This window comes from Cyanothece sp. BG0011, assembly GCF_003013815.1.
Taxonomy (GTDB): domain Bacteria; phylum Cyanobacteriota; class Cyanobacteriia; order Cyanobacteriales; family Microcystaceae; genus Crocosphaera.
Window position 1 is genome coordinate 1 of record NZ_PRLH01000188.1, and the last position, 24,305, is coordinate 24,305.

The window sequence follows — 24,305 nt, forward strand, 5'->3', positions numbered from 1 at the left end:
TTCTGAGTTGCTGTGGCCTTCGGGGCCGGTTTCAAACGTAAATTAACTAAAACTCAGAAAAAATAGAAATAATGACTTTATAGAGAGAAGTTTCGTCCCTAATGATGGTTTCTTCTCTCTTTTTTCAGCTAAAATTATCAACTAATTCAGTCGTTGGGACAATTTTTATGATGGATAAGTTTATCCAAGCTGCGATCGCTGAAGCTAAACAAGGGTTAAAAACGGGGGTATTCCCATCGGTTCAGTGTTAGTCAAAGATAGTAAAATTATTGGTAGAGGACATAATAAACGAGTCCAAGATGGTGATCCCATTACCCATGCAGAAATTGACTGTTTAAGGAATGCTGGACGCATTGGTAATTATCAAGATACGGTACTATATTCGACGTTAATGCCTTGTTATTTATGTGCTGGTGCAGTGGTTCAATTTAATATTAAAAAAGTCATTGCAGGTGAATCAAAAACCTTTACAGGGGCGAAAGATTTTATGGAGTCTCATGGGGTGGAAGTGATTGATCTTGACTTAGCAGAATGTAAAGATTTGATGAGAGAATTTATTGAAAAAAATCCTCGATTATGGGACGAAGATATTGGTAAATAATATAATACGAACTCTGATTATCAAAGGTTACTAACGAAGACAGGCAAGAGGCAAAAGGCAACAGAGAGGTTATGTTAGTCTAATTTTAAAGTCTTTTGCATTCCTGTTGAGTAGGGGAATGAACCCCTACAACTGATTAAACTGAGTTTATGCTAGGACAGGAACAGGAATATTAAGGTGAGGATAAAGAGGAAAGCGATCGCATAATGCCTTAACTCGGTTTAAACAATCTTTTTTAACCGCTTCATCGTTGCGATTGAGTAAACAATCAGCGATAATATTACCAATTTCGGTAAATTCTTCAACCCCTAATCCTCTCGTGGTCATAGCTGGCGATCCCAACCTTAAACCACTGGTGACAAAAGGAGACTCAGGATCGAAAGGTACAGTATTCTTGTTAGCGGTAATATTAATTTCACTGACTAAGTTATTTGCTTCTTTCCCGGTCATGTCAATGCAGCGTAAATCAATTAACATTAAATGGTTGTCAGTGCCACCAGAAACCAGCTTAAAGCCTCGTTGTGTCAACTGATTAGCTAGAGCTTGAGCATTGGCAATTACTTGGCCAGAATACACCTTAAACTCAGGCTTAAGGGCTTCTCCGAAGGCGACTGCTTTCGCTGCAATCACCTGTTCTAATGGGCCCCCTTGCGTACCAGGAAAGACCGCCTTATCGAACTTCTTGCCCAACTCAGGGTTCTTGGTCATAATTAAACCACCCCTTGGCCCTCGTAGGGTTTTATGGGTAGTGGTTGTTACGACATCACAGTAGGGTAAGGGGTTAGGATGATGACCACTGGCTACTAAACCAGCAATATGAGCAATATCAGCCATGAGGTAAGCGCCTACTTCATCGGTGATCGCTCGGAATTTATCAAATTCAATAATTCTGGGATAAGCAGAGTAACCACAGATCAATAACTTAGGCTTCTCTTTTTTGGCTAATTCTAAAATAGCATCGTAGTCTAATCGTTCGGTGTCGGGACTTACGCCATAATGGGATACCTCGAACCATTTTCCTGAAACATTGACGGGGGAACCGTGGGTTAAATGGCCACCGTGGGATAAGTCCATCCCCATGATCTTATCGCCAGGGTTGAGAAGGGATAAGAAAACGGCAAAGTTGGCTTGTGCGCCGGAATGGGGTTGCACGTTGGCGTGTGCCGCACCGAATAACTCTTTAACGCGATCGATGGCTAATTGTTCGGCTTTATCAACCCATTCACAACCGCCATAATAACGTTTTTTCGGTAATCCTTCTGCATATTTATTGGTCAACACCGAGCCTTGTGCAGCTAAGACGGCGGGTGAGGTAAAGTTTTCACTGGCGATTAATTCTAAATGTTCCCGTTGCCGTTGTAGTTCCCCTTGGATCATGGCAGCAAGGGTGGGATCGGTTTGGGCTAAAAAATCTAAATTAGTATCAGTCACTGTTATTCAATCCTTTCGTTTTGGCTTACGGTGTTCCCAACCCCCAATTATACTTAATGTTTGCGTTACGGTTCAATAATACAAGATCAGTTTAATATTCAGGAGTCAGAATGCAGAATGCAGAATGCAGAATGCAGAATGTAGAATCTTTTCAAACTCAAGTTACTATAATCAAATCATGGTATTGATAAGTGTTTGATTTATCGTGACGGTTGATTTTTCGGGATATTTAGAGGCAATCTGCAATAATCCTAAGTATACGCAGTGGTGGGAGACTTACACTGTTACGGATGTTGTGGGCAAAGAAATCTCTAAACCTAGAAATGATAGTAAAACGCGATCGCCTTTTTTATTGGATTTAGATTTAAAGGTGCAAACAGTTCCGAAGAAGGAAGAGAGAGAAAATAGAGAAGAAGAAAAAGAAAAAATAGAAAGATTGGGGGTTTTAGAAGGTTTACGGAAATATGCAGCCAATCATGTCTTATTACGAGGAAAACCAGGATCGGGCAAGTCGACGGCGTTGGTTCGGTTATTGTTGGAAGATGGTGATCTTGCCCGAAGTCAAAAGGCAAAAGGCAAAAGTTCCTCACTCAGTTGCGGCGCGATCGCACAAAAGGAAGATAATATTAAAATTCCTGTATTGGTAGAACTTAGATCCTATAAAACATCAGTTCTAGATTCAATTCAAAACTTCCTATCACAAAATAAGTTAAATGTCAATACATCTGACTTAGAAACTTTATTAAAAGAAGGTAAATTGCTGTTATTGGTGGATGGGGTCAATGAGTTGCCCTCTGATGCAGCTTATCAAGATTTACAGCAGTTTAAGCAGCAATATTCCAAAACTCCGATGATTTTCACCACGAGAGAGTTGGGGTTACGGGGTGATTTAAACATTGAAAAAAAGCTGACGATGGAACCGTTAACGGAACCTCAGATGCGGCAGTTTGTTAAGGGTTATTTTGAATATTATAAGTTGCCTGAACAAGAAGCTGAGGCAATGTTAAAGCAGTTAGGGGGAAGAATTAAAAAGTTGGAAGAGACTCCTTTGCTGTTATGGATGTTATGTTCTGTTTTTGTACAGAATGAGCAAATTCCTGACAATTTAGGGGAGGTATTTCGGGTGTTTACTACCTGGTATGATAAAGAATTCAAAAAGAATGTTAGCCCAAGAATCACGATTAAATCAAAAGCAGATCCCTCAGTTTCAAAAAAGCAAATCGAAAAATGGCCAGATGTATTGCAATATTTGGCTTTTGAAATGACGAAGCGTAAGAATGAACCTGTCATCAGTAAAGCAGAAGCTCAGGAAATTTTAGGGGAATTTCTAACAAAATTAGGAGCTATCTCTGACCCTCTTATTAATGAGGTATTTTTAGAAGATTTGTTGAATTATCATCTCTTACAAGAACGGGGACAGGATGACATTGAATTTCGTCATCAGTTAATCCAGGAATATTATGCTGCAGAAACCCTAGTGCTAGAGTTTGATAAGCTAACCGATGAACAGTTGCAGTGGGACTATCTTAATTATCTCAAATGGACGGAACCGATGGCAGTGGTTGCAGGGTTATTGAGGGAGAAACCGCAAGCAGTTAGGTTAGTTAAGTTGGGGTTAGCAGTGGATTTACAGTTAGGTGCAAGGTTATCAGGAGAGGTAAATGATACATTTCAGGGTGAGACAGTTGATTTAGTCAAAAAGTTAGAGATTCCAGCATTATATAAAGTAGAGTTGTTGGGAAGAACGAAGTCTGACAAAGCTATTGAAAGTTTAGAAAAGGCTTTAAATGACTCTGATTATTACATTCGTAAAGAAGCAGTTTCTATATTAGAGGAGATTGGCTCAAAAACTTTTACTGAATCTTTTATTTCCGATTTGAATAACAATTTTAATTATAGTTGGGGCAATGATCCATTGAGTGATCTTGAGGAAGTTGCGGTAATATTAGCATCAAATAAAGGAGTTTTTTTAAAAGAGTCTCAAGATTTGATTATTGCTCTACTCACACTCAGAAGATGGATTATGATGAAAGCATCTCAAGCAATATCAAAATCAATTTTTTCAAAAGCAGATATCAAGCAGTTAATATCAGGTTTAAATGACTATGATTGGAATATTCGTGTGAGAACAGCCAACATATTGGGAGAAATTGGATCACAAATAGCGATTTTACCGTTAAACGATTATTTATTACATAATGATAGACAATATCTCAATCATAGTTTTTCTGATATCCTTAAAGCTTTAGAAACCATTCAAGATAAATGTCAAATCTATCAAACCCTTTGCTTACCATTCCTAAAAATCCCTCAAAATTCCCTTATCTCTGACACTAAGTTAACAGAATATTGCTTAAAATATAAACAAAATTATGATAAATCAAGACAACTAACTCAAGCAGGATTTACTCTATCGAACCCCCAACAACTCAAACAAACTATTCAGCAAATTATTAACCAGAATATCGTCAGTCAACATCAGGAAAATGATTATGGAATCTTGTACCACGTCAAAGGAGAATTAAACAGTATTAATGATGAAAAATTAACCATAATTACCGTTTGGTTAAAACGCAAAATCGATCAGAAAATTCAATTGATTAGTTTAAAAATCATCTCAGATGATGATGAAAATGAAAGTTAACACAAAACAGGATATCATCACCTTAATTCAACAAAATAAAAAACGCTTTCAAGACTTTGGAGTGTCCCGTTTAGGGTTATTTGGCTCATTTGTCAAAGAACAAGTTAATCAAGATAGTGATGTTGATGTCTTGGTCACATTTCATCCTCATTTAAAAACCTTCGATAACTTTATGAGTTTATCAATTTTTCTTGAAGATTTATTAGAACGAAAAGTTGATTTAATTACCCCTGAATCATTAAGTCCTTATGTTGGTAAAGAAATCTTACAAGAGGTTGAATATGTCTCCATCTTCGAGCGATTATTTAAGACATATATCAATCAGGTTTCAGTTGTGAGAAAATTAGCTTTATGGATTTAACACTGTTAAATCCCTACAAAGAAGTATTTGTAGGGACATAATACTATTATGTCCTATATTTTTGATGAAACTAATTATTTATAATATAATAGGTGGCTGAAAAAATAACATAATGAGTAATCTATATCAACCAGTTTATCTAACTCAAGATTTCCCAAAATATAACCTAAAAAAAGGTGATACTGCTATATTAGTAGATATTGTTCCCCATCCCCAACAAGGAGAAGACGGTTATGTATTAGAAATTTGTGAAGATAAAAACGACTCAATTAATATTGTTATTGTTCCTAAATCTACTGTTAAAATGATGACTAATACAGAAATTTTTATTTCCTATGCTTGGGGAGGAGACAGCGAAACCCTCACCAATGAACTAGATAACGCATTTCAAGCAAAAGGAATCACCATTATTCGAGATAAACGAGACTTAGGTTATAAAGGATTAATCAAAGAATTTATGCAGCGTATTGGACAAGGAAAATGTATCATTGTTGTTCTTAGTGATAAATATCTCAAATCTAAAAATTGTATGTTTGAATTGATAGAAATTGCTAAAAATGGTGAGTTTTATGACAGAATTTTTCCTATTGTGTTGAGGGATGCCAGAATTTATGATGATTTAGAACGCTTAGACTATTTACAACACTGGGAACAAGAAAAAACTAAATTACAAGAAAAATATAAACAAATTGATTTAGCTAATAGTTCAAAGATTATGGAAAGTCTGAATTTATATGATGAAATTAGACGGAATATTGATAATTTAACCGACACTTTAAAAAATATGAATACTTTGAATACAAAAATGCACCAAGAATCAGATTTTGAGGAGATTATTAAAGCTATTGAAACCAGATTAAATGAAAAGTAAAAATAGATTTTAAAATATTAAAATAAATCTGAGTGAGAACCTGAACGAACTAGAAAAAGATGACTTTCTGTAATTTTATAAATTAAAATCCAATCAGCTTCTAAATGACAATCTCTATATCCATTCCAATTACCTGTTAAAGCATGATCTTTATATTTCGGTTCCAATACTTCATTATTGAGTAATTTTTCGATAACTGCTTTCAGCTTTTCCATATCTTTACCACGCTTTTTTAACCGTTTAATATCTTTTTTAAAGCGAGTTTCAAAAATAGGAGATAACATCAGATATCCAACTCATTATAAAGATCATTTTTATCCTGACAAATGGTTAAATTTTGTTTTGTTTCAACATTATTGATCGCTTCTTGTGTTTCCTCATTAAAATCATCAATAGTATAACTTCCTTCTGCGATTCTTTTTTGTTTTTCAACTTGCTTTAAAAAGTCACTATTTTGGTTAATGCTAGGAGTGATTTCATTAACTAAACGAATCTTATCAACAGCAGATAGTTGTTTAGCAAGTTCTAAGACTAACTCTAATGTAATATTTTGATTCATTGATTTATATGTTATCTCTACTATAATTTAGATCCCTTTCTAAGTATAACATTTTAAAAATTTTCACAACTGATTACTAATTGCTATAGCTACTTAATTACTATAAAATTGTTGCCATGAAAAAAGCGTTTAGATCGCCTCTAAACGCCTCATATTGCTTCAAAAAATAATATCTTATAAAGCATTCGCACCGGCAACAACTTCCATTAACTGTTGCGTAATGGCTGCTTGACGGGCTTTGTTATAAGATAAGGTCAGCGTTCCGATTAATTGACCAGCATTGTCACTGGCGTTACTCATAGCGGTCATTCTGGCAGCTAATTCACTAGCGGCAGCTTCTTGCAGGGCTCTCAATAACTGGTTATTGATATATAAAGGTAACAAAGCGTCTAAAATTTGAACCGGGTCTTGTTCAAAGATCATGTCTTGAGGAAAACTACTCATATCTTGAGCGACAGTTTGCCGTTCAACGCCTAATTTACCTTCTTTGGTAACTAAACGGAAAATTTCATCGTCTTCTGTTTCTAACCCCTGCATGGTCAACGGGGCTAAGGTTTGCACCACGGGACGAGAACTAATTAAAGAGACAAAACGAGTGTAAACTAACTCGACCCGATCCACTGTTTCCGATAAAAACAAGGAAAGCAATTCATCGGCAATGGTTCCGGCTTCATCGGCGGTAGGAATTTGGTTTAACCCTGTATATTTATTGGCAATGGGGGCTTCCCGACGGGTAAAATATTGGGTAGCTTTGCGGCCAATGGTAATTAAACGATAATCAATTCCTTGTTCTTTTAACTCTTTAATGCGTTGTTCGGCCCGACGGATGACATAACTGTTATAACCGCCACATAAACCGCGATCGCCTGAAACAACCACGATACCAACGGTTTTAACGTCTCTTTGTTGTAATAAAGGTAAACTAACGTCTGAGAACTTCAAACGGTTCAGTAAGTTAAACAGAACGTTAGCCAACGCATCAGCAAAGGGACGAGTCGAGATAACTTGTTCTTGGGCCCGACGCACTTTAGCAGCAGCCACTAAACGCATGGCTTCTGTAATTTTTTTGGTATTCTTGACCGACTGAATGCGATCGCGAATTGCTTTAAGGTTAGGCATAATGTGAGAGTGATTCTAAATTAATACTTACGTTCTACTTCAAAGTCAGTGATCTTCTGGAGATCACTGACTTAACAACTCGACATTACTAAGCACTAAAGGCTTGTTTGTATTCAGAAATAGCTTCTTTGAGTAAGCTTTCTGCTTCATCGGTGAGTTTCTTCTCACTCTTGATGATTTCAGGGTATTTAGGCTTACTGGTCGCAATATATTCTCTTAAACCAGAAGCGAAATCAGTGGCTTTATCCACAGGAACATCATCAATGTAACCATTGAGTCCTGCGTACGCAACCGCTACCTGTTCCCAAACTGCTAAAGGAGAGTTTTCCGGTTGTTTGAGGATTTGACGTAACCGTTGACCCCGTGCCAGTTGTGCCTGGGTAGCAGCATCTAAGTCAGACGCAAACTGAGAGAACGCTTCTAATTCAGCAAACTGAGCCAGTTCTAACTTTAACTTACCGGCCACCTGTTTCATGGCTTTGGTTTGAGCAGCAGAACCCACCCGACTCACGGAGATCCCTGCGTTAATAGCAGGACGGAAACCAGCATTAAACAGGTCACTGGATAGGAAGATTTGCCCGTCAGTAATGGAAATGACGTTAGTGGGAATATAGGCCGATACGTCCCCTGCTTGGGTTTCAATGATCGGCAACGCGGTCATACTACCACCTCCGAGGGCATCACTGAGTTTAGCAGCCCGTTCTAATAGACGAGAGTGGATGTAGAAAACGTCTCCGGGATAAGCTTCCCGTCCGGGGGGACGACGGAGTAATAGGGATAACTGACGGTAGGCTTGAGCTTGCTTAGAGAGGTCATCATAGATAACCAAAGTCGCTTTACCCTTGTACATGAAGTATTCTGCTAAGGTGGCTCCGGTATAAGGGGCCAAATATTGTAAAGTAGCAGGGTCATTGGCGTTGGCAGCAACGACGATGGTATAGTCCATTGCGCCTTTTTCTTCTAACGTACCAATCACTTGAGCGACGGTAGAGGCTTTTTGACCGATGGCCACATAAACACAGATGACATCTTCTGACTTCTGGTTAATGATGGTGTCGATAGCGATCGCTGTTTTTCCAGTCTTACGGTCACCAATAATTAATTCCCGTTGTCCTCTACCGATGGGAATCATCGCGTCGATCGCAGTAATCCCGGTTTGCATGGGTTCACACACGGATTTACGGGCAATAATACCAGGAGCAGGAGATTCAATTAAACGGGTTTCTGAGGTGTTGATATCGCCTTTCCCATCGATGGGACGACCGAGGGAGTCTACCACCCGACCAACCATAGCGTCCCCTACGGGAACCTGAGCAATTTTGCCGGTGGCTTGAACGCTACTGCCTTCTTGAATATCTAAACCGGTTCCCATTAATACCGCTCCCACGTTATCTTCTTCTAAGTTGAGAGCAATACCAATGGTTCCGTCTTCAAATTCTAATAATTCTCCAGCCATACACTGTTCTAAGCCGTAAATACGGGCGGTTCCGTCCCCAACTTGGAGAACGGTTCCCACATTAGAGACTTGAACACTTTGGTCATAGGACTCGATTTGTTCGCGAATAATGCTGCTGATTTCGTCAGGTCTGATACTAACCATAGTGGGATCTTTTTAGCAATTGAATGAATTACAATGGGTTAAACTTATGACGCTCCGGTCAGACTGATGCTAATGCGACGAAGTTGTCCGCGCAAACTAGCATCAAAGACTTGGGAGCCAACTTTAATAATGACACCGCCGATTAACTCCGGGTCATTATCGGTTTTCAACTCGACTGATTCGGCTCCGGTCAAGGCTTTAATTTTATCGATCACGTCCCGACGTTGGCGATCGCTCAATTCCGTTGAAGCGGTAACTTCAGCGAGAACCGTATTAGTGAGTTTTCTTAGCAAAGCCAAGTATTGTTCACAAATGGCTTCTAGATAAACGATTCGTCGTTTATCCACCAATAGCATGATGAAATTCCGTAAATAGTGATGAATATCATCTCCTAAAATACGATTTAGAACCGATCGCTTATCCTCATCCTTAATGACAGGAGAGCTAATAAATGCCCGTAACTCCGCAGAGTCTTCTAAAATTTCTAAAATGCTACGGCAGTCTTCCCCAACCGAGCGGGTAATGTCGTGGGATTCTGCGAGGGACATGAGTGCTTGAGCGTAAGGCTCAGCAATTTCTGAACTAAACAGTGATCCTTTCACCCTTAACCTCCTAACCTAGTGATACTGCGATCAATAAGTCGCTGTTGGGTATTGTTATCAACTTGTGCTTTCAGTTGACTTTCTGCTTTAACAATGGCTTGTTGTGCAATTTGTTTTTTCAATTGCGCCATCACCCGTTCTTGTTCCGAAGACAAATCGGCGGCGGCGGTTTCTTTGAGACGAGCAATATCTCGTTCGCTTTGTGCCTCAATTTCGGCTCTCACGGTTTTCGCTCTCTCGATGGCAGCTTGGCGAATGCGTTCGGCTTCTTTTTGAGCTTGAGCTAAGTTTTCTTTTTCTTTAGCTAACGCTTGGGCTGCTGTACGTTGTTGTTCTTCAGCTTCTTGAATGGCTTGGGCGATTTGATTCCGTCGTTCGCTGAGGATATTTCCCACAACTTTACGACCGTAAAAGACCAAAACCCCGATCAGAATAGCTAAATTGAGAATGTTACTTTCTAAGAAGTCGAAGTGGAAACCAATCAGAGATTCCCCTTCGGCGTGACTTTCAGTGGCTAATAATAAAAAAGGATCGATCATACCGGTTATTGAAGTCAACAGACAGCATCGTTATTTGACTAATTCTGGCCCTAAAAGTTTTTCTAGAATTTGACGACTTAAGGTATCAACCTGTTGTTCTAGGGTTTTTAGAGCCTCTTGGCGTTCCTGCTCAATTTCTTGGGCAGCTGCCTCTTTTTTGGCTATGGCTTCTTTTTGGGCTTCGGCGACAGCTTCTGTTGCCAGTTGCTTAGCTTCTGCTTGCGCTTGGGCGACAATGTCTTGAGATTCCTTGCGCGCCTGGGCCAATTGTTGTTGGTATTTGGCCGCTAGTTCTTTAGCTTCGGCTAACTGTTTTTTTCCACCGCCTTCGTTTTGGCGGATGTAGTCAGCCCTTTCGTCTAATGCCTTATTTAAGGGCTTGTAAAAAATGGCGTTGAGAATAATCGCCAACAGAACAAATTGCAATGCCATCAAGGGCAAAGTTGCATCAAAATCAAACATGGTTCACCCATCTACGTCTTGGTTTTCTTAACGCTTTTTTTGATGCAGAGACAGCATAAGTTGCTGCCTCTACCATTGGATTAGGTTTTAAGCGAAGGGGTTAGCAAATAAAAGAACTAACGCGATTACGAGACCGTAGATGGTCAAAGATTCCATGAACGCTAGGGTTAACAATAGGGTTCCGCGGATTTTTCCTTCTGCTTCAGGCTGACGAGCAATACCAGATACAGCCTGACCTGATGCGTTTCCTTGACCGAGTCCAGGTCCGATGGAACCTAAACCTACAGCTAAAGCAGCAGCGATAACAGAAGCAGCAGCAACGGTGGGATTCATGTTAATTCTTCCTCGATTGATTTTCTTGACAGTACAAATTGCAAGCTAATGGTTAGCTTAAGCGTTTAGGAGCGCGAAGTTTCCCTCTTGGGTGACGAAGTATTAAGAACTCCCAATCGGTAAGGATTTGAGATGTCGCCAGAAAATGATTGATTTCACTTTCCCCTATACAACTTCTCATGTTATTGTCTTACGTTTTGGTCATTTTTGTTCAACAGATATTCGTCTATCTCCTTTTTCTCCCTAAAGATTTTACCTTTAAGCGTGTTCTTCTTCTTCTTCGGACTCGATGGCCTCATGTATATAAGCCCCTGCTAAGGTGGCAAATACTAAGGCTTGGATGGCACTGGTAAATAATCCTAAGGCCATTAGGGGTAATGGCACAAATAAGGGGACTAAAAATACAAGCACCGCTACTACCAATTCATCGGCCAAAATGTTTCCGAACAGACGGAAACTTAGGGAGAGGGGCTTGGTAAAATCTTCTAAAATTTTGATGGGTAGGAGAACGGGAATGGGTTGGACATAATTGGCAAAGTATCCTAGTCCTTTTTTACTCAAACCAGCGTAAAAATACGCCAGAGAGGTTAATAAGGCTAACGCTACGGTGGTATTAATGTCGTTAGTAGGGGCTGCTAATTCTCCTTCGGGAATTTCTATTAGTCTCCAAGGAACTAAAGAACCTGACCAGTTGGAGACGAAAATGAATAAAAATAACGTCCCGATAAAGGGCAACCAAGGACGATAGTGTTTTTCTCCTAATTGAGTTCTCGCTAAGTCCCGCAAAAATTCTAGAACGTATTCCATGAAGTTTTGCATTCCACTAGGAACCCTCTGAATATTACGGGTTGCTAGTAACGAAGCGATAATCAATAAGGCAATCACTACCCACGAGGCCATAAATACCTGTCCGTGTAGTTTTAAATTGCCAATCTCCCAATACCAGTGCTTACCCACTTCTAAGGCAGCAAGGGGTAAGGTGTCTAAAATGCGTAAACCATTTAACATTGTCATTGGGTAGAATTTACCGAATCTGGTTACGAAATTAAGGGTTAATCGCTGTTAGACTCTAAGTCCATGACACTCTGAATCGTGTAGGCGATTATGGCGACTTTATAAGTCAAAAATCCCAAGAAAACTGGGAGTATGTGCAGTTGTTGCCATTGACTGGCTACAATAATCGTGGCCGCAAATATGGCTAACCCTTTGGTGCCAACTTTTTGCTTGGATGTGCCAATTTTTTCTACTTCTCCTGCCAGCAATTTTAAATAAACAATGCCCACGCAAGCCCCTAGCAGGTAGTTAAGGGCTAAATTTAGAGAGTAGAAAATCCACACAGACACAAAAATAATTCCTGTTAAGACTAAACTCAATAGCAACAGGGAACGTTGCAGTCGATAATAGTCTTCCATGGAATCAGTTTTAGCTGGTGCTATTTCGTCAGTTTGGGATGTGGTTTCAGTCAATGGCATACAGTCACAACGAAAGTGCTATAAAACGTTTTATAGCAAACCAGTGGTAATAATATCACGTTGAGGTGACAACTTAAATAGGAGAGGGTTAAGTTTCCATCACGAAATTTAGATAATTTTGGCACATTCTCCCTTGCCTCGAAGTCACAAGTCACAAGTTTTTTCTTATCGTATCGTCTAAAGAATACCCATTACCTTGGCTGGTAGTGGTTCAAGTTTCATGACATTTTAGTTAGGTTTTTTAAGGTTAAAAGGATGAACTTCCTGTTCCTTGAAACATGACCCAAGATAAAAAGAAGTTAATCACGAAAACAGCTAATAAGGATGTTACCACGGCCGTTGTTGTGGACTGACCGACTCCTTTGGCTCCTCCCGTGGTGGTGAGTCCCCAACTACAACCAATAACCGCAATCAAGCCTCCAAACGCAACGGATTTAATAATAGAAGTGACTAAATCCCATAATTCTAAAAAGTTGCGGACTGAGGTTAAAAAAACATAGGGAGAAATATCATACAATCCATTGGCAATCAATAATCCTCCTGTCATTCCTGTTAATAACGAAAGGATATTTAAGACGGGTAACATGACACAACAAGCTAAGACACGAGGCAATACTAAATAGTCAATGGGGTCAGTTTTGAGCATATATAATGCGTCAATTTGTTCGGTAACGCGCATGGTTCCAATTTCAGCAGCAAAGGCTGAACCGACTCTTCCTGCTACGACAACGGCGGTTAATACGGGGGCTAATTCTCTGGTTAAGGCTAAGGCTAACACTCCCCCAACGGTTGAGGCTGCCCCAAAACTGATAAATTCTCTGGCGACTTGAATGGTAAACACCATCCCCACAAACCCGGCGGTAATTAAGGCAATGGTCACAGATTCTGGACCGACGACACTCATCTGTTCTAGGGTATTTCGTCGGTGAATCTTCGTTTTGAGCAGATGAAAGAAAACTTGACCCCCTAATAAAATTGCTGCTACTAATCGCTCAAACCAAATGCCGAGTCCTCTTCTTGTATGGGTTGGGTTTGTCATTACTCCTCACGAGGTATGGTTTTTTTTAGTTATAGCTTATTCTAGGGTTGACATCCGTTATCGTTGGGTTGGGGTGGCAAGAGAGCTTCGGAGTGGGGACAAGGGGAGATTATTTTAAATTATTTGTGGTCTCCTAATATTGCATTTTGTAACAAATTCTCATTAATTTAATATTTAAAATAATTAATCATCTAAACATAAGTCTTGTTTATTTAAAATAGCGATCGCTTACCTATCTAACTTAAATACTAATAAGTTATAAGAGTTGTCACCAACGGTAAAAAAATATGCTACTCTCCAAACTAGATTGATTTTTTTGTGTAAATTAGGGACTAAAAATGTACAATAAAATCCTAGTTGCTGCTGATAATTCTCCCATAGCTGAGCAAGTGATTGAGGTGGCTCTGACTTTAGCTAAGGGAGTTAATGGACAATTAATGTTAGTCAATGTTTTATCCCAAAATGCTGAAGATAGTCCCATTAGTTTTGCTCCCTATGCTAGTAGTTATAGTATTGATTTGATTGAAAAATTTAAAGAAGATTGGCAACAGTATCAAAAAGAAAGTTTACAGAAATTAGAAAATTGGAAACAAAAGGCAAAAAATATGAATATTAAGGCAGAATTACGTCAAGAAAATGGCAATCCTGGCCCTATTATTTGCCGTCTTGCTAAAGAATGGGAAGCTGAATTAATTGTGATAGGACGTAGGGGACATTCTATGGCCAGTGAGATTATATTAGGCAGTGTCAGCAGTTACGTTATCCATCGTTCTCATTGTTCGGTTCATATTGTGCAATCGTAAATTGAATTTTGCACATTTTTTTTGTTAATAAACGTGCTACTTTTAAGAAAAAAAATTATATAAATTAAATTCTGTAGGGGTTTAACCGTGTTAAACCCTCACAACTATTTTGGTTTTTTTTGGTTATTAAAAACCCATAACTTTAGCCACCTGTGATAAGTCAGGGTTAATGCCAGACTTCACTTGATTGTTACTATGTTGAATCGCACAGTCAGGATCTTTTAAACCATTGCCTGTCAAGACACAAACCACTGTCGCTTCAGCCGGAACGCGATCGCGAACCTTCAATAAACCGGCCACCGAGGCTGCACTGGCTGGTTCACAAAAGACCCCTTCATGGCCTGCCAAAAGACGATAAGCTTCTAAAATTTCGTCATCGGTAACGGCATTAAATTCTCCTTGACTGGCATCCTTTGCCCCCCAAGCTTTGTCCCAGTTGGCCGGGTTGCCAATCCGAATGGCGGTGGCTAAGGTTTCCGGTTTAGCCACCGGTTGCCCCCCAATAAATGGGGCTGCCCCTGCTGCTTGAAAGCCCATCATTTTCGGCAATTTATTAATTTTTCCTATGCTATGATATTGACAAAATCCCATCCAATAAGCACTAATATTCCCTGCATTACCCACCGGAATACATAACCAGTCGGGAGCATTCCCTAAGACATCCACCACTTCAAAGGCTGCGGTTTTTTGACCTTCTAACCGATAAGGGTTGACCGAGTTAACCAAAGTCACCGGATAATGTTCGGCCATTTGTTTGACCACGGTTAAAGCATCATCAAAGTTGCCATCAATGGCGATGACTTCGGCACCGTATAATAGGGCTTGTGCTAATTTTCCTAAAGCCACATAACCATCGGGAATAATCACAAAGGCTCGCATTCCGGCTCGTCTAGCGTAAGCAGCAGCCGCCGCCGAAGTATTACCGGTACTGGCACAGATAACCGCTTTTGCCCCATCTTCTTTGGCTTTGGAGATAGCCATGGTCATCCCCCGATCTTTAAAACTGCCGGTGGGGTTTAATCCATCGTATTTAACAAAAACTTTAACTCCTTTGCCTACTTGTTGAGAGATGTAGGGAACCGGAATGAGCGGGGTATTGCCTTCAAGAAGGGTAACCACTGGGGTATTTTCTGTAACGGGAAGATAGGGGCGATAGGTTTCGATTAACCCCGGCCAAGGTTTAACGTCTGATGAGGGTGTGATAACTGTTGTCGATGGGGAGACTGAAGGGAACGACGTTAACGATTGAACAGTCATAGGGTTTTAGGTGACAGATTTTGATGAGTTAAGCTAAGTAGGCTTATATTATTTATTGTACCTTATCTGTATAAAGCAGTTATCAGTGACCCGTTATCAGTTATCAGAACATAATGGTTGTTAGTTACGTCTTTTTAGAGAATTCACTGCTCACTCTTGATGACCCCAGTTGATGAGTTAAGATAAGATCACTTATCATTATTTTCAGCATTAACCCATAGGATAAGTGTACCTCTTGGGTCTTAATTTCCCTAGAATATTAAACATAACATAGGTAACAAGAATTGTATGAGTGCAACCACCCTTGATGCTAGAGACTTGTTTCGCGCTGCTTACGAGAACCGTTACACTTGGGATCAAGATTTTCCAGGTTATACAGCCGATGTCACCTTTAAGGATAATGATCGCACCTTTACGGGTCAAGTGAGAGTGAATGGCGATATGTCCACAGAAGTCTTTAACATAGAAAACGAAGAAGCTTTAAAGCAAGTGAAATCCCAACTTTGGGAAACGGCCATTCATCGGGTTCGTCGTTCCTTTGAAGATGTTCATGGTCAAAATACGTTTCGTTATGGTGAGACAGACGAAAGCGGTGCTATAGAAATTCTCATGGGGGGAAAATCAGAAGGCGATCGCTATAAACTTCGGGATAATGAGGTGTGTCATGTTCACCGTCATATTCATGGGGTTGTGGTTACCATCGATACTTTCAGTAGTCACAAGACAGAAGATGGCTATCTTTCCCACCGTTATGACTCGATTTATCATGACCCAAAAACGGGAGAACTAAAGGGGGGAAAAAGCTATTTTGAGGATAATTACGAAAAAGTAGGGAATTACTACATTTTAACCAGTCGTGTCATTACAGGGGAAGAAAACGGGGAAACCGTAACCAAAGAATTCGGCTTTTCTAATATTAAGTTATTACAACCTGCCATGGTTTAAGGGGTTGGGTGTTGAGGATGAGAGAGTCTCTTATTTTTGACACCCAACTTGGCAATAATAAGAATTTCTAGCAGTATAATAAGCTTAATTGCGGATGTAGTTCAGTGGTAGAACGTCACCTTCCCAAGGTGAATGTCGTGGGTTCGAGTCCCATCATCCGCTTATTGTAGGAAATTAAATTTTTATAACAAAAAAAACAGTTAGTCGCGCCTTCAAGTTGAATCTTAGAGAATTAAGTCATTTTCCTTTGGGGTAATCTGACTCAATTCTTTGATTTGTCGGAGATATAGGTGACAAATCATCAAGAATGTCCTGTCTGGCAGCTAAACTAACTGCTCCACTGTTGTTCCCTAACCACCTACCATGATGAGGCGTATTACTAGCTAATACAACCAAACTTTAGGAACTTAAGGCAGAAGTTAAGCATTTCTCGATAAAAATAGCTCAAACCCAATAGTGGAGACTGTTTTGACGATTTATCCCTTTGACAATTTTTTGCTTAAGTTCGGATCGAAGTTCCTTAAGTTAGGAAATTAGGTTGACTTATGTCTTGCACCCCCCACACCCCCCACACCCCCCTTTAAAAGGGGGGCAGGGGGGGTTAGGGGGCAGGGGGGGTTAGGGGCAGGGGGGGTATAGAGGGCAGGGGGGGTAGGGAACAGACAATTTAACTCATCGTAAAGTATGCGAGTGGAAACCCCGTCGTCTAAAAACGTCGGGGAGGAAACGAGCATCAACTAACAAACAGTTGCTCCAACGAAGTCCGTTTCCTGTTTACAAATTAACCCCGTAGAGCGTTGGAGCAACACTACTTTCGAGGCAGTAAATTGTCCCAGTCGTTTCCAATTGAAATCGGAAACCGAGATTTGTCTAGCGGTATCACCAGAACACCAGCCATAGAAAACTTTGTTGGCTTTAACTGCTTTAACAAAGTCTCCTTTTCTAATGCCATGACGGGTAATAGTTCCTCCGTACTTTCGTCTTTGTCCACCCTTGCTTGGTAGCATCAAGTGAAGTTGACGACGGCTAACAGGAGGTCTTTTAATTACCATGAATTGACAGGGAGTAATTAACACTTGCCCTTGCCAACTATGTCCATGATTATTAGCTGAATGATGAGCTTTATATTCAAGGAATTGATAACAAGCTAAAGCAACACCATCAACAGCATGAGAACTAGGTGTTTGTTCTGCTTTGTCTTTAGACTTCTCTAACCTAAGATGTTTTCTTAAATTAGAAGTTTGCCATCCGTAAATAGTATGAACATTAGCCAAATTTTCTAATTGTTTGAGCATCCATTTCTGTCCTACCATAACGGCTGAAAATCCTTTTCCTGATCTTGCTCCTTTCCGTCCAGACGTTAAGTCAACATCGGCTTTGACGTACTCAAAGTAAATATCAGTAACAGGAAATACTTTACACAATTCTTGAATTACTTTCAATTCAAGTTGTCGATTAGCTCTAATTGAAGGAGGTAATTTACCTTGCTTTCGGTTATTAAATCGTTTTTGACGGTGCGCTCTTAAGTGAAAAGGTAACTTACGGTTAATACGTCTTCCTCTCCTTCCTCGTCGCATCATTCGACGATTATCCATTCGTTCTTGAACCTTCTTAAAAGGAAGTTCAAGATGAGCCGTAAATAGAGTAAATTTAGCTGATTGAAGGGCTATGCCGGAAAAGTTATTGCCTGGGTCGTTTCCTAGAGAAATAGGTTGAGTTTTGCTATCAGCAAGTTTAGCAATAAGTTGAACATAAAATTGTCCTAACTTATTAAACTTTTTGATAGCTTTCCCTTCTTTAATCCAACGTCTAGCACGACTTGCTTTAGTCGGCATTAACGGGTTTCCTTCTGGAGATAAAACTGGAATTCGATACATAAGATAATTCCTCAAATTAATGAGTTTATTGTGTCTTCGCCCACCTAATCTAAGATGTCCTTTCTAAAAGCGTTTGCCTAAACAAACTTACAGATAACTCAAACTAGACAAGTATTTGAGAGTGTGTTCCAAGACTAGGCTCTACGGGCTATTCAACGCTTACGTTGCCACTTTTAGGAGTAGCAATCCCTAACTTCAACGTAGTAAAACGAAGTAAGTTAGGGTTGTTGAATTAAATCGCTTCTCCTGTTAAACTAAAGGCACGCACCTCAGTAATTTTTACTTTAATTAATTGCCCTTTTAATTGGTCAATATTACCTTTAAAAAAGGTGAGTCGGTTGCCTCGGGTTCTTCCCATCACTTGAGTGTTATCTTTGGGGTTTTGATCTTCAACTAATACCTCTTCGATGCGGTTTAAGTACCGTTGAGATCGTTGGGCTGCTTTTTGTGCCACTAAGTGGTTTAATCGTTGTAAGCGATCGCTTTTAATGTCTTCACTTAGTTGATTGTCCCAAAGGGCTGCCGGCGTACCGGGACGGGGGGAATAAGCGGCGGTATTGAGTTGATCAAAGCCGATATCATCGACTAATTTTAAGGTGTTTTCAAACTGTTCTTCTGTTTCTCCAGGGAAGCCGACAATGGCATCGGCACTAATAGAAGCATCGGGCATATATTGGCGAATTTTATCAATAATTTGTCGATATTTTTCGTGAGTGTAACCCCGTTTCATCGCTTTTAAAATGTCATTATCCCCTGATTGAAAAGGAATATGAAAATGTTCACAAACTTTAGGTAATTCGTGACAAGCTTTAATTAAGCGTTCGGTAAAATAACGGGGGTGACTGGTGGCAAATCTCAGTCTTTCAATCCCCGAAATATCGTGAACTTGATAGAGTAAATCCGTTAACGTATGTTGATGTCTTCCCGTTTCGGTGACTCCGGGTAAATCTCGCCCATAAGCATCAATATTTTGCCCTAACAAAGTTACTTCTTTATACCCCTGTTTTCCTAATCGTTCCATTTCTGCATAAATTGCTTCTGGAGTCCGAGATTGTTCGACCCCTCTGACGTTAGGAACCACACAATAACTACATCTTTCATTACAACCATAAATAATGTTGACCCAAGCGGTAACGGTACTATCGCGACGGGGTTTAGTGATATCTTCGACGATATGGATAGGTTCGGTAGCCACCACTTGATTGCCGTCAAAAACCTGGGTTAATAAGTCTTGTAAGCGGTTGGCGTGTTGAGGACCCATCACTAAATCTAACTCAGGAACCCGTCTTAAGATGGTTTGCCCTTCTTGTTGAGCCACACATCCGGCTACGACTAGGGTTAAATCTGGGTGTTCGTGTTTCCGTTTTGCCTGTCTTCCCAGATAAGAATAAACCTTTTGTTCGGCATTATCGCGAATGGTACAGGTGTTATAGAGGATTAAATCAGCATTGTTGGGATCTTCAGACCATTGAAACCCCATATCTTCTAAAATACCGGCCATGCGTTCTGAATCAGCTTTATTCATCTGACAGCCAAAAGTGGTGATATGGTAACGGCGTGGGGTAGAGGTCATGGTCATGAGATTATTTTAAACGTCCAACTTTTTATTATAGTAGGAATATTAGTTTATTGCTTGACCTTTCAACCATGACAAGGATATGAAATAATAGCCCATAAGTTTAAAAAACAAACCGATTGATAGTTAGAGAGATAGGGTGGTGATTGATATTTCTATCTATGGGTTTTGATTATTTTATTAATTGCTTGTTAATCATCACATCAGTATCTTCGGAATTATCTCAATGAATATCTCATATTCTCCTTTGAATAACCGTTTGTTGGCTGCTTTACCAGAACGGGAATATCAACGCATTTCGCCTCATTTAGAGTTTGTTAATCTTCGTCTGGGACAAATTCTTTATGAAGCCAATACATTGATTAAATGGGTTTATTTTCCTCATCGATCAATCATTTCTATTGTTTCGAGATTGAAGGGAAATGTTACCACTGAAATTGGGTTGGTTGGTTATGAAGGAATGGTAGGAATTCCTGTTATTTTAGGGGGACAATATGCTACTAATGAAACAGTGGTACAAGTGGCTGATGGGGCGTTTAAAATTAACGCAGATATTCTAAGACAAGAGTTTCAACGGGGAGAAACATTACACAAAATCCTCTTATTATATACAGAAACACGGTTGCATCAAGTTTCTCAAGTTGCTGTTTGTAAGTCTCACCACTGTATTGAAAAACGGTTTTGTCGCTGGTTACTCTTAGTCCATGATGGGGTAGAAAATGATCGGTTATTACTAACACAAAAATTTATGGCACAAATGTTAGGCGTTCGTCGGGCTAGTGTAACAGAAGCGGCTAAAAAAATACAAGAATTAGGACTCATTAGTTATAAAAGAGGAGAAATAATGATTTTAAATAGAGCAGGGTTAGAAGAAAGGGTTTGTGACTGTTATCATCTGATTCGTCAGGAGTTTGATCGCCTCATGGCTCTCTCTAGTTTTGACGAGTAAAAGCTTCTTTTTAATCATCTTCCCAAATTAAAGAAAGGTTAGTTTTGCTTCTTTCTTTGACTAAAATTTCACCGACTTTTTGATAATTTTTGGTTAATATTTTCGGAATGTTTTTAAGAATCAAGCTATCTATGATTTCTTTCTCTTTTAAGGAAGCATTCAGATAAGTATCATCATTGAAGAAGATTGCTTTGTCCTGAGTCATTAAACGATGGTTAGGAATTTGGGACAAAACTTTATGCAGGAGTTGTTGTTGAAAATAAGGGAGAGAAAAAAGGATTTTATAGGGATTTCCATCAGGATATTCCGCAAAAAAATTATCAATTTCTTGCTGGACTAAAATTGCCGTCACATTTATAATTTGTTCAGACATGATCATCGACATCGTTGATAATTCATAAATATCTAGGCAAAGAGGAAATTTCCTAAAAATATTTACCTCATCCTAGACATAACTATTAAAAAAAGTCTGTACGAAGCCGTACATATTTCAGGTTAACTGCAGATTATTTCTAGACAAAAGAATAAGCTTTAACCTCGTTTAGTCCCCAGTAAACGAAGTAATTCATCTCTTACAAGGTGATAACATTCACAAGAAGCTTTTTCTAATGCGTCGCGGTTGAGAATGGTAATTTTTCCTCGGTTATAGCGAATTATTTTTTGTTCTTGGAGACCTCTGGCCGCAGTGGTCACTCCCGAACGTCTCGTTCCTAACATATTAGCGATAAATTCTTGAGTTAGGGGGATTTCATCGCACAAGACGCAATCGTCAACGCATAATAACCAACGAGCAAGACGTTGTTCTATTTTGTGCTGACGGTTACAAGCGGCGGTTTGAGACACTTGGGTTAATCGAGCTTGAATGTACAATAAGAGCAATTTTTGTAAGCTATTACTTCTGTAGAACTCTTGTTCAAGAATAGAACCTTCTAGCTTTAAAGCGGTTCCTGGGACTTGTACAATGGCTTGATTCAGATGCTGTTGTCCCCCTAAAATAATGGGTAAGCCAACGATTCCTTCTTTCCCAATTAAGCCGATTTCAGTGGTTGCCCCATTCTCCATAATAGATACAATAGAAATCATAGCCGAACAGGGAAAATAAGCAAACTCAATCGCTTGCGTTGGTTCATAAATAATGGTTCCTCCAGTTAAATCCATAGAAGTTAAATAAGGGACTAACCTTTCATAATCAACACGAGGTAAGGCACGCAATAAGCGGTTTTCAACTAAATTTTGGGGTAACACAGATAATAATTAGTCCAAAACGAATTGATGACAAGGGCAAGTTAGGGAACTGGGAATCAAAATCTGTTTTTCCCAAAAGAACAACAGTGATTTTTAGGGATTTTTGTCTAATGGTTGCAGAAAATATGCAAAATTAAGTTTTTTTTCAACCAACTATCATCATATATTCTTGTTAAGTTTGTCCGTACGTTATCGTACATAAATTCCTTTAAGTGATTCCACGGGGAACTATTACAGTGAAAAAGAGGACACAATCAAAGAAGAGAAAAATCTTAACATCACTCCCCTCCCCTAAAGGTTATGGGGTTTATAATGCGAAAAAACGATGTATTGAAATGCTAATGACGAAGACGACTCAACCCATTAGGGGTAAACACTTATTTTTCACCCTGTTTTCCCTTCCGCTGTTGTGGGGAGGAATCTTAGGCTTACCCGCAACAGCCCAAGATATTGATATAGAGGTGGGTATCGTACAACGGTTTGGCGAAACAGAAGCAGAAAAGTTGTCTATCAGTGCAACCAATGGGGACACTTTAACGGTTAAGTTTCAAGATACCCAAGGACAAACCCAAACCTTAACCACCACTCAACTCACCCTGAACATTGTTGAAGCGTCCTTACCTCAATCTTTGTTAAAAGAATACATTGTTTTGAGTGATCATGCTACCTTTGAAACCGCAGAAGATAGCGCCAACCAATGGCAAGACAAAGGGATAAAAGCAGAAGTTACCCAACCGGGGAGGTGGCAAGTTTGGGCGAAACGGGATGTTTATGAAACCCCGTTATTACGCCGTTTGTTGTTAAAAAATCTCAAAGAAAAAGGTTACAGTGACCCTTACTTAGAATCAGCTATTTTAACCTCTAAATCTCAAGCGACTTTTACCGTTGCCGGGAAAAAATATCAGAGTGATTATTTAGAGATTATTCCTGGTAAAAATCCCATTCAAGTGAGTCATTCTCAACAAAAAACACGACGGTATGGGGGTAGTTTGAAGTTACAACCCAATTCCTATGGAACCTATACTTTAGTTAATGATGTTCCTTTAGAAACCTATTTAAGAGGGGTGGTTCCCCATGAAATTGGACCGAATGCCCCACAAAATGCAGCAAAAGCGCAGACTATTATCGCCCGTACCTATGCGCTGCGTAATTTACGCCGATTTAAAGCGGATGATTACGAATTATGTGCCGATACTCATTGTCAGGTGTATTATGGGTTAAGTGAAACCAGTCCTAAAGCCGATCAAGCGATCGCAGCCACCAAAGGATTAGTGTTAACCTATAATAACGAGTTAGTGGATGCCCTTTATTCTTCGACCACAGGAGGGGTAACTGCCAGTTTTAGTGACGCTTGGAACGGGGAAGAAAGACCTTATTTAAAAGCGGTTATCGACTCCCCTAAAAATGTTTGGGATCTCAACCAAAAGTCTTTAGCCGATGAACAAGCATTTCGCAATTTTATTGGTTTAAAACAAGGGTTTAATGAGAGTGGACGTAGTGTTTTTCGGTGGAACCGTCAAGCGACTTTAGATAGTTTAACTCAAGATTTAAAGAGATATTTAGAAAGACGAAAACATCCCCTTGCTGATCTTAAAACTATCAAATCAATGGCAGTCACAGAACGCTCTGATTCTGGACGTATTTTAACCATGAATGTGCAAACCGATCAAGGGACTATTGAGTTACAAAAAAATGAGGTTCGGAGTGCCTTCGGTCCGCCGAGAAGTACCCTTTTCTACCTTGATCCGATCTATAATAGCCAAAATCAATTAACTGGTTATGCCTTTGTTGGGGGTGGTTTTGGTCATGGAGTTGGCCTCAGTCAATTTGGGTCTTATAATTTAGCAAATTTGGGTTGGAGTGCTGAAAAAATCCTCTCTTTCTATTATCCTGGGACACAAATTATTCCGTTAGATAATTCCATTGTTTTTTGGAGAGAAGCCGAATAAACTATTGTAGGGTGGGCAAAGATTTGCCCACCATCACTTTATCTGTCATTCCGAGGAACGAGGAATCTCTA

The 24,305-nt window shown here is 39.6% G+C and carries 24 protein-coding genes, 1 tRNA gene and 1 pseudogene; 9 read left to right on the forward strand and 17 right to left on the reverse strand.

Annotated elements, in window-relative coordinates; all coding sequences use genetic code 11:
• Window positions 1–170: 170 nt before the first annotated feature.
• Window positions 171–601, forward strand: a pseudogene (locus C4E06_RS23740) (nucleoside deaminase).
• 147 nt (window positions 602–748) lie between these two features.
• On the opposite strand, the gene glyA reads toward C4E06_RS23740, so the two are convergent.
• On the reverse strand, window positions 749–2,032 hold the full coding sequence (glyA, locus tag C4E06_RS23745; RefSeq protein WP_107670844.1) for a serine hydroxymethyltransferase: 1,284 nt from the start codon (window positions 2,030–2,032) through the stop codon (window positions 749–751).
• Between the two features lie 205 nt (window positions 2,033–2,237).
• Here glyA and C4E06_RS28425 point away from each other — a divergent pair, with 205 nt between their 5' ends.
• The 3 genes from C4E06_RS28425 to C4E06_RS23760 all read left to right on the forward strand — a co-directional run bounded on the left by C4E06_RS28425 (window position 2,238) and on the right by C4E06_RS23760 (window position 5,908).
• A complete protein-coding gene (locus C4E06_RS28425; protein ID WP_107670845.1) occupies window positions 2,238–4,676 on the forward strand; it encodes an NACHT domain-containing NTPase in 2,439 nt (812 codons plus the stop codon).
• Window positions 4,666–5,037, forward strand: a complete 372-nt coding sequence (locus C4E06_RS23755; RefSeq protein ID WP_107670882.1) for a nucleotidyltransferase family protein — start codon at window positions 4,666–4,668, stop codon at window positions 5,035–5,037. Before C4E06_RS28425 ends, C4E06_RS23755 begins: the two co-directional genes overlap by 11 nt.
• A 112-nt stretch (window positions 5,038–5,149) precedes the next feature.
• Window positions 5,150–5,908 carry a toll/interleukin-1 receptor domain-containing protein gene (locus C4E06_RS23760; protein WP_107670846.1) on the forward strand — a complete coding sequence of 253 codons (759 nt, stop codon included), beginning with the start codon at window positions 5,150–5,152 and terminating at the stop codon, window positions 5,906–5,908.
• A gap of 17 nt (window positions 5,909–5,925) precedes the next feature.
• Here the strand turns inward: C4E06_RS23760 and C4E06_RS23765 are convergent, their stop codons facing one another.
• The 11 genes from C4E06_RS23765 to C4E06_RS23815 all read right to left on the reverse strand — a co-directional run bounded on the left by C4E06_RS23765 (window position 5,926) and on the right by C4E06_RS23815 (window position 13,633).
• Window positions 5,926–6,192 carry a type II toxin-antitoxin system YafQ family toxin gene (locus C4E06_RS23765; RefSeq protein ID WP_107670847.1) on the reverse strand — a complete coding sequence of 89 codons (267 nt, stop codon included), beginning with the start codon at window positions 6,190–6,192 and terminating at the stop codon, window positions 5,926–5,928.
• Window positions 6,192–6,467: a hypothetical protein gene (locus tag C4E06_RS23770; protein ID WP_107670848.1), complete on the reverse strand. Its 276-nt coding sequence runs from the start codon at window positions 6,465–6,467 to the stop codon at window positions 6,192–6,194. The genes C4E06_RS23765 and C4E06_RS23770 overlap by 1 nt, the downstream gene beginning before the upstream one ends.
• A 174-nt stretch (window positions 6,468–6,641) precedes the next feature.
• Entirely contained in the window at window positions 6,642–7,586 is a 945-nt protein-coding gene (locus tag C4E06_RS23775) for a F0F1 ATP synthase subunit gamma (protein ID WP_107670849.1), read from the reverse strand.
• 88 nt (window positions 7,587–7,674) lie between these two features.
• Window positions 7,675–9,186 carry a F0F1 ATP synthase subunit alpha gene (atpA, locus tag C4E06_RS23780; protein ID WP_107670850.1) on the reverse strand — a complete coding sequence of 504 codons (1,512 nt, stop codon included), beginning with the start codon at window positions 9,184–9,186 and terminating at the stop codon, window positions 7,675–7,677.
• 44 nt (window positions 9,187–9,230) lie between these two features.
• Entirely contained in the window at window positions 9,231–9,788 is a 558-nt protein-coding gene (gene atpH / locus C4E06_RS23785; RefSeq protein ID WP_107670851.1) for an ATP synthase F1 subunit delta, read from the reverse strand.
• A gap of 2 nt (window positions 9,789–9,790) precedes the next feature.
• A complete protein-coding gene (locus tag C4E06_RS23790) occupies window positions 9,791–10,327 on the reverse strand; it encodes a F0F1 ATP synthase subunit B (RefSeq protein ID WP_107670852.1) in 537 nt (178 codons plus the stop codon).
• Window positions 10,328–10,357: 30 nt separating this feature from the next.
• Window positions 10,358–10,789, reverse strand: coding sequence for a F0F1 ATP synthase subunit B' (locus C4E06_RS23795; protein ID WP_107670853.1), 432 nt, complete (start codon window positions 10,787–10,789; stop codon window positions 10,358–10,360).
• Window positions 10,790–10,876: 87 nt separating this feature from the next.
• Window positions 10,877–11,122 (reverse strand): ATP synthase F0 subunit C, encoded by a 246-nt coding sequence (gene atpE, locus C4E06_RS23800; RefSeq protein WP_007303504.1) that lies wholly within the window; start codon window positions 11,120–11,122, stop codon window positions 10,877–10,879.
• A gap of 258 nt (window positions 11,123–11,380) precedes the next feature.
• A complete protein-coding gene (gene atpB / locus C4E06_RS23805; protein ID WP_107670854.1) occupies window positions 11,381–12,136 on the reverse strand; it encodes a F0F1 ATP synthase subunit A in 756 nt (251 codons plus the stop codon).
• Window positions 12,137–12,174: 38 nt separating this feature from the next.
• Window positions 12,175–12,594, reverse strand: a complete 420-nt coding sequence (locus C4E06_RS23810; protein ID WP_107670855.1) for an ATP synthase subunit I — start codon at window positions 12,592–12,594, stop codon at window positions 12,175–12,177.
• Between the two features lie 247 nt (window positions 12,595–12,841).
• Complete coding sequence (locus C4E06_RS23815) at window positions 12,842–13,633, reverse strand: MlaE family lipid ABC transporter permease subunit (RefSeq protein ID WP_107670856.1); 792 nt, start codon at window positions 13,631–13,633, stop codon at window positions 12,842–12,844.
• Between the two features lie 338 nt (window positions 13,634–13,971).
• Between C4E06_RS23815 and C4E06_RS23820 the strand changes: the two genes are divergently transcribed.
• Complete coding sequence (locus tag C4E06_RS23820) at window positions 13,972–14,436, forward strand: universal stress protein (RefSeq protein WP_107670857.1); 465 nt, start codon at window positions 13,972–13,974, stop codon at window positions 14,434–14,436.
• 126 nt (window positions 14,437–14,562) lie between these two features.
• Here C4E06_RS23820 and thrC read toward each other — a convergent pair whose 3' ends face one another.
• Window positions 14,563–15,693, reverse strand: a complete 1,131-nt coding sequence (gene thrC / locus C4E06_RS23825) for a threonine synthase (protein WP_107670858.1) — start codon at window positions 15,691–15,693, stop codon at window positions 14,563–14,565.
• A 288-nt stretch (window positions 15,694–15,981) separates the two neighbouring features.
• Here thrC and C4E06_RS23830 point away from each other — a divergent pair, with 288 nt between their 5' ends.
• Both C4E06_RS23830 and C4E06_RS23835 read left to right on the forward strand, forming a co-directional pair.
• Entirely contained in the window at window positions 15,982–16,638 is a 657-nt protein-coding gene (locus tag C4E06_RS23830) for a DUF3386 domain-containing protein (protein ID WP_107670859.1), read from the forward strand.
• Between the two features lie 90 nt (window positions 16,639–16,728).
• Window positions 16,729–16,800 (forward strand) — tRNA-Gly (locus C4E06_RS23835).
• A gap of 575 nt (window positions 16,801–17,375) precedes the next feature.
• On the opposite strand, the gene C4E06_RS23845 is transcribed toward C4E06_RS23835, so the two are convergent.
• Complete coding sequence (locus tag C4E06_RS23845) at window positions 17,376–18,515, reverse strand: RRXRR domain-containing protein (RefSeq protein WP_107670861.1); 1,140 nt, start codon at window positions 18,513–18,515, stop codon at window positions 17,376–17,378.
• A 232-nt stretch (window positions 18,516–18,747) separates the two neighbouring features.
• Window positions 18,748–20,094: a tRNA (N6-isopentenyl adenosine(37)-C2)-methylthiotransferase MiaB gene (gene miaB, locus C4E06_RS23850; RefSeq protein WP_107670862.1), complete on the reverse strand. Its 1,347-nt coding sequence runs from the start codon at window positions 20,092–20,094 to the stop codon at window positions 18,748–18,750.
• Window positions 20,095–20,317: 223 nt separating this feature from the next.
• On the opposite strand from miaB, the gene C4E06_RS23855 reads away from it, so the two are divergent.
• A complete protein-coding gene (locus C4E06_RS23855; protein WP_107670863.1) occupies window positions 20,318–21,040 on the forward strand; it encodes a Crp/Fnr family transcriptional regulator in 723 nt (240 codons plus the stop codon).
• 10 nt (window positions 21,041–21,050) lie between these two features.
• Here the strand turns inward: C4E06_RS23855 and C4E06_RS23860 are convergent, their stop codons facing one another.
• Complete coding sequence (locus C4E06_RS23860; RefSeq protein ID WP_107670864.1) at window positions 21,051–21,413, reverse strand: hypothetical protein; 363 nt, start codon at window positions 21,411–21,413, stop codon at window positions 21,051–21,053.
• Window positions 21,414–21,571: 158 nt separating this feature from the next.
• Window positions 21,572–22,285 carry a Crp/Fnr family transcriptional regulator gene (locus tag C4E06_RS23865; protein WP_107670865.1) on the reverse strand — a complete coding sequence of 238 codons (714 nt, stop codon included), beginning with the start codon at window positions 22,283–22,285 and terminating at the stop codon, window positions 21,572–21,574.
• Between the two features lie 341 nt (window positions 22,286–22,626).
• On the opposite strand from C4E06_RS23865, the gene C4E06_RS23870 reads away from it, so the two are divergent.
• A complete protein-coding gene (locus C4E06_RS23870) occupies window positions 22,627–24,234 on the forward strand; it encodes a SpoIID/LytB domain-containing protein (protein WP_232826355.1) in 1,608 nt (535 codons plus the stop codon).
• Window positions 24,235–24,305: the final 71 nt, after the last annotated feature.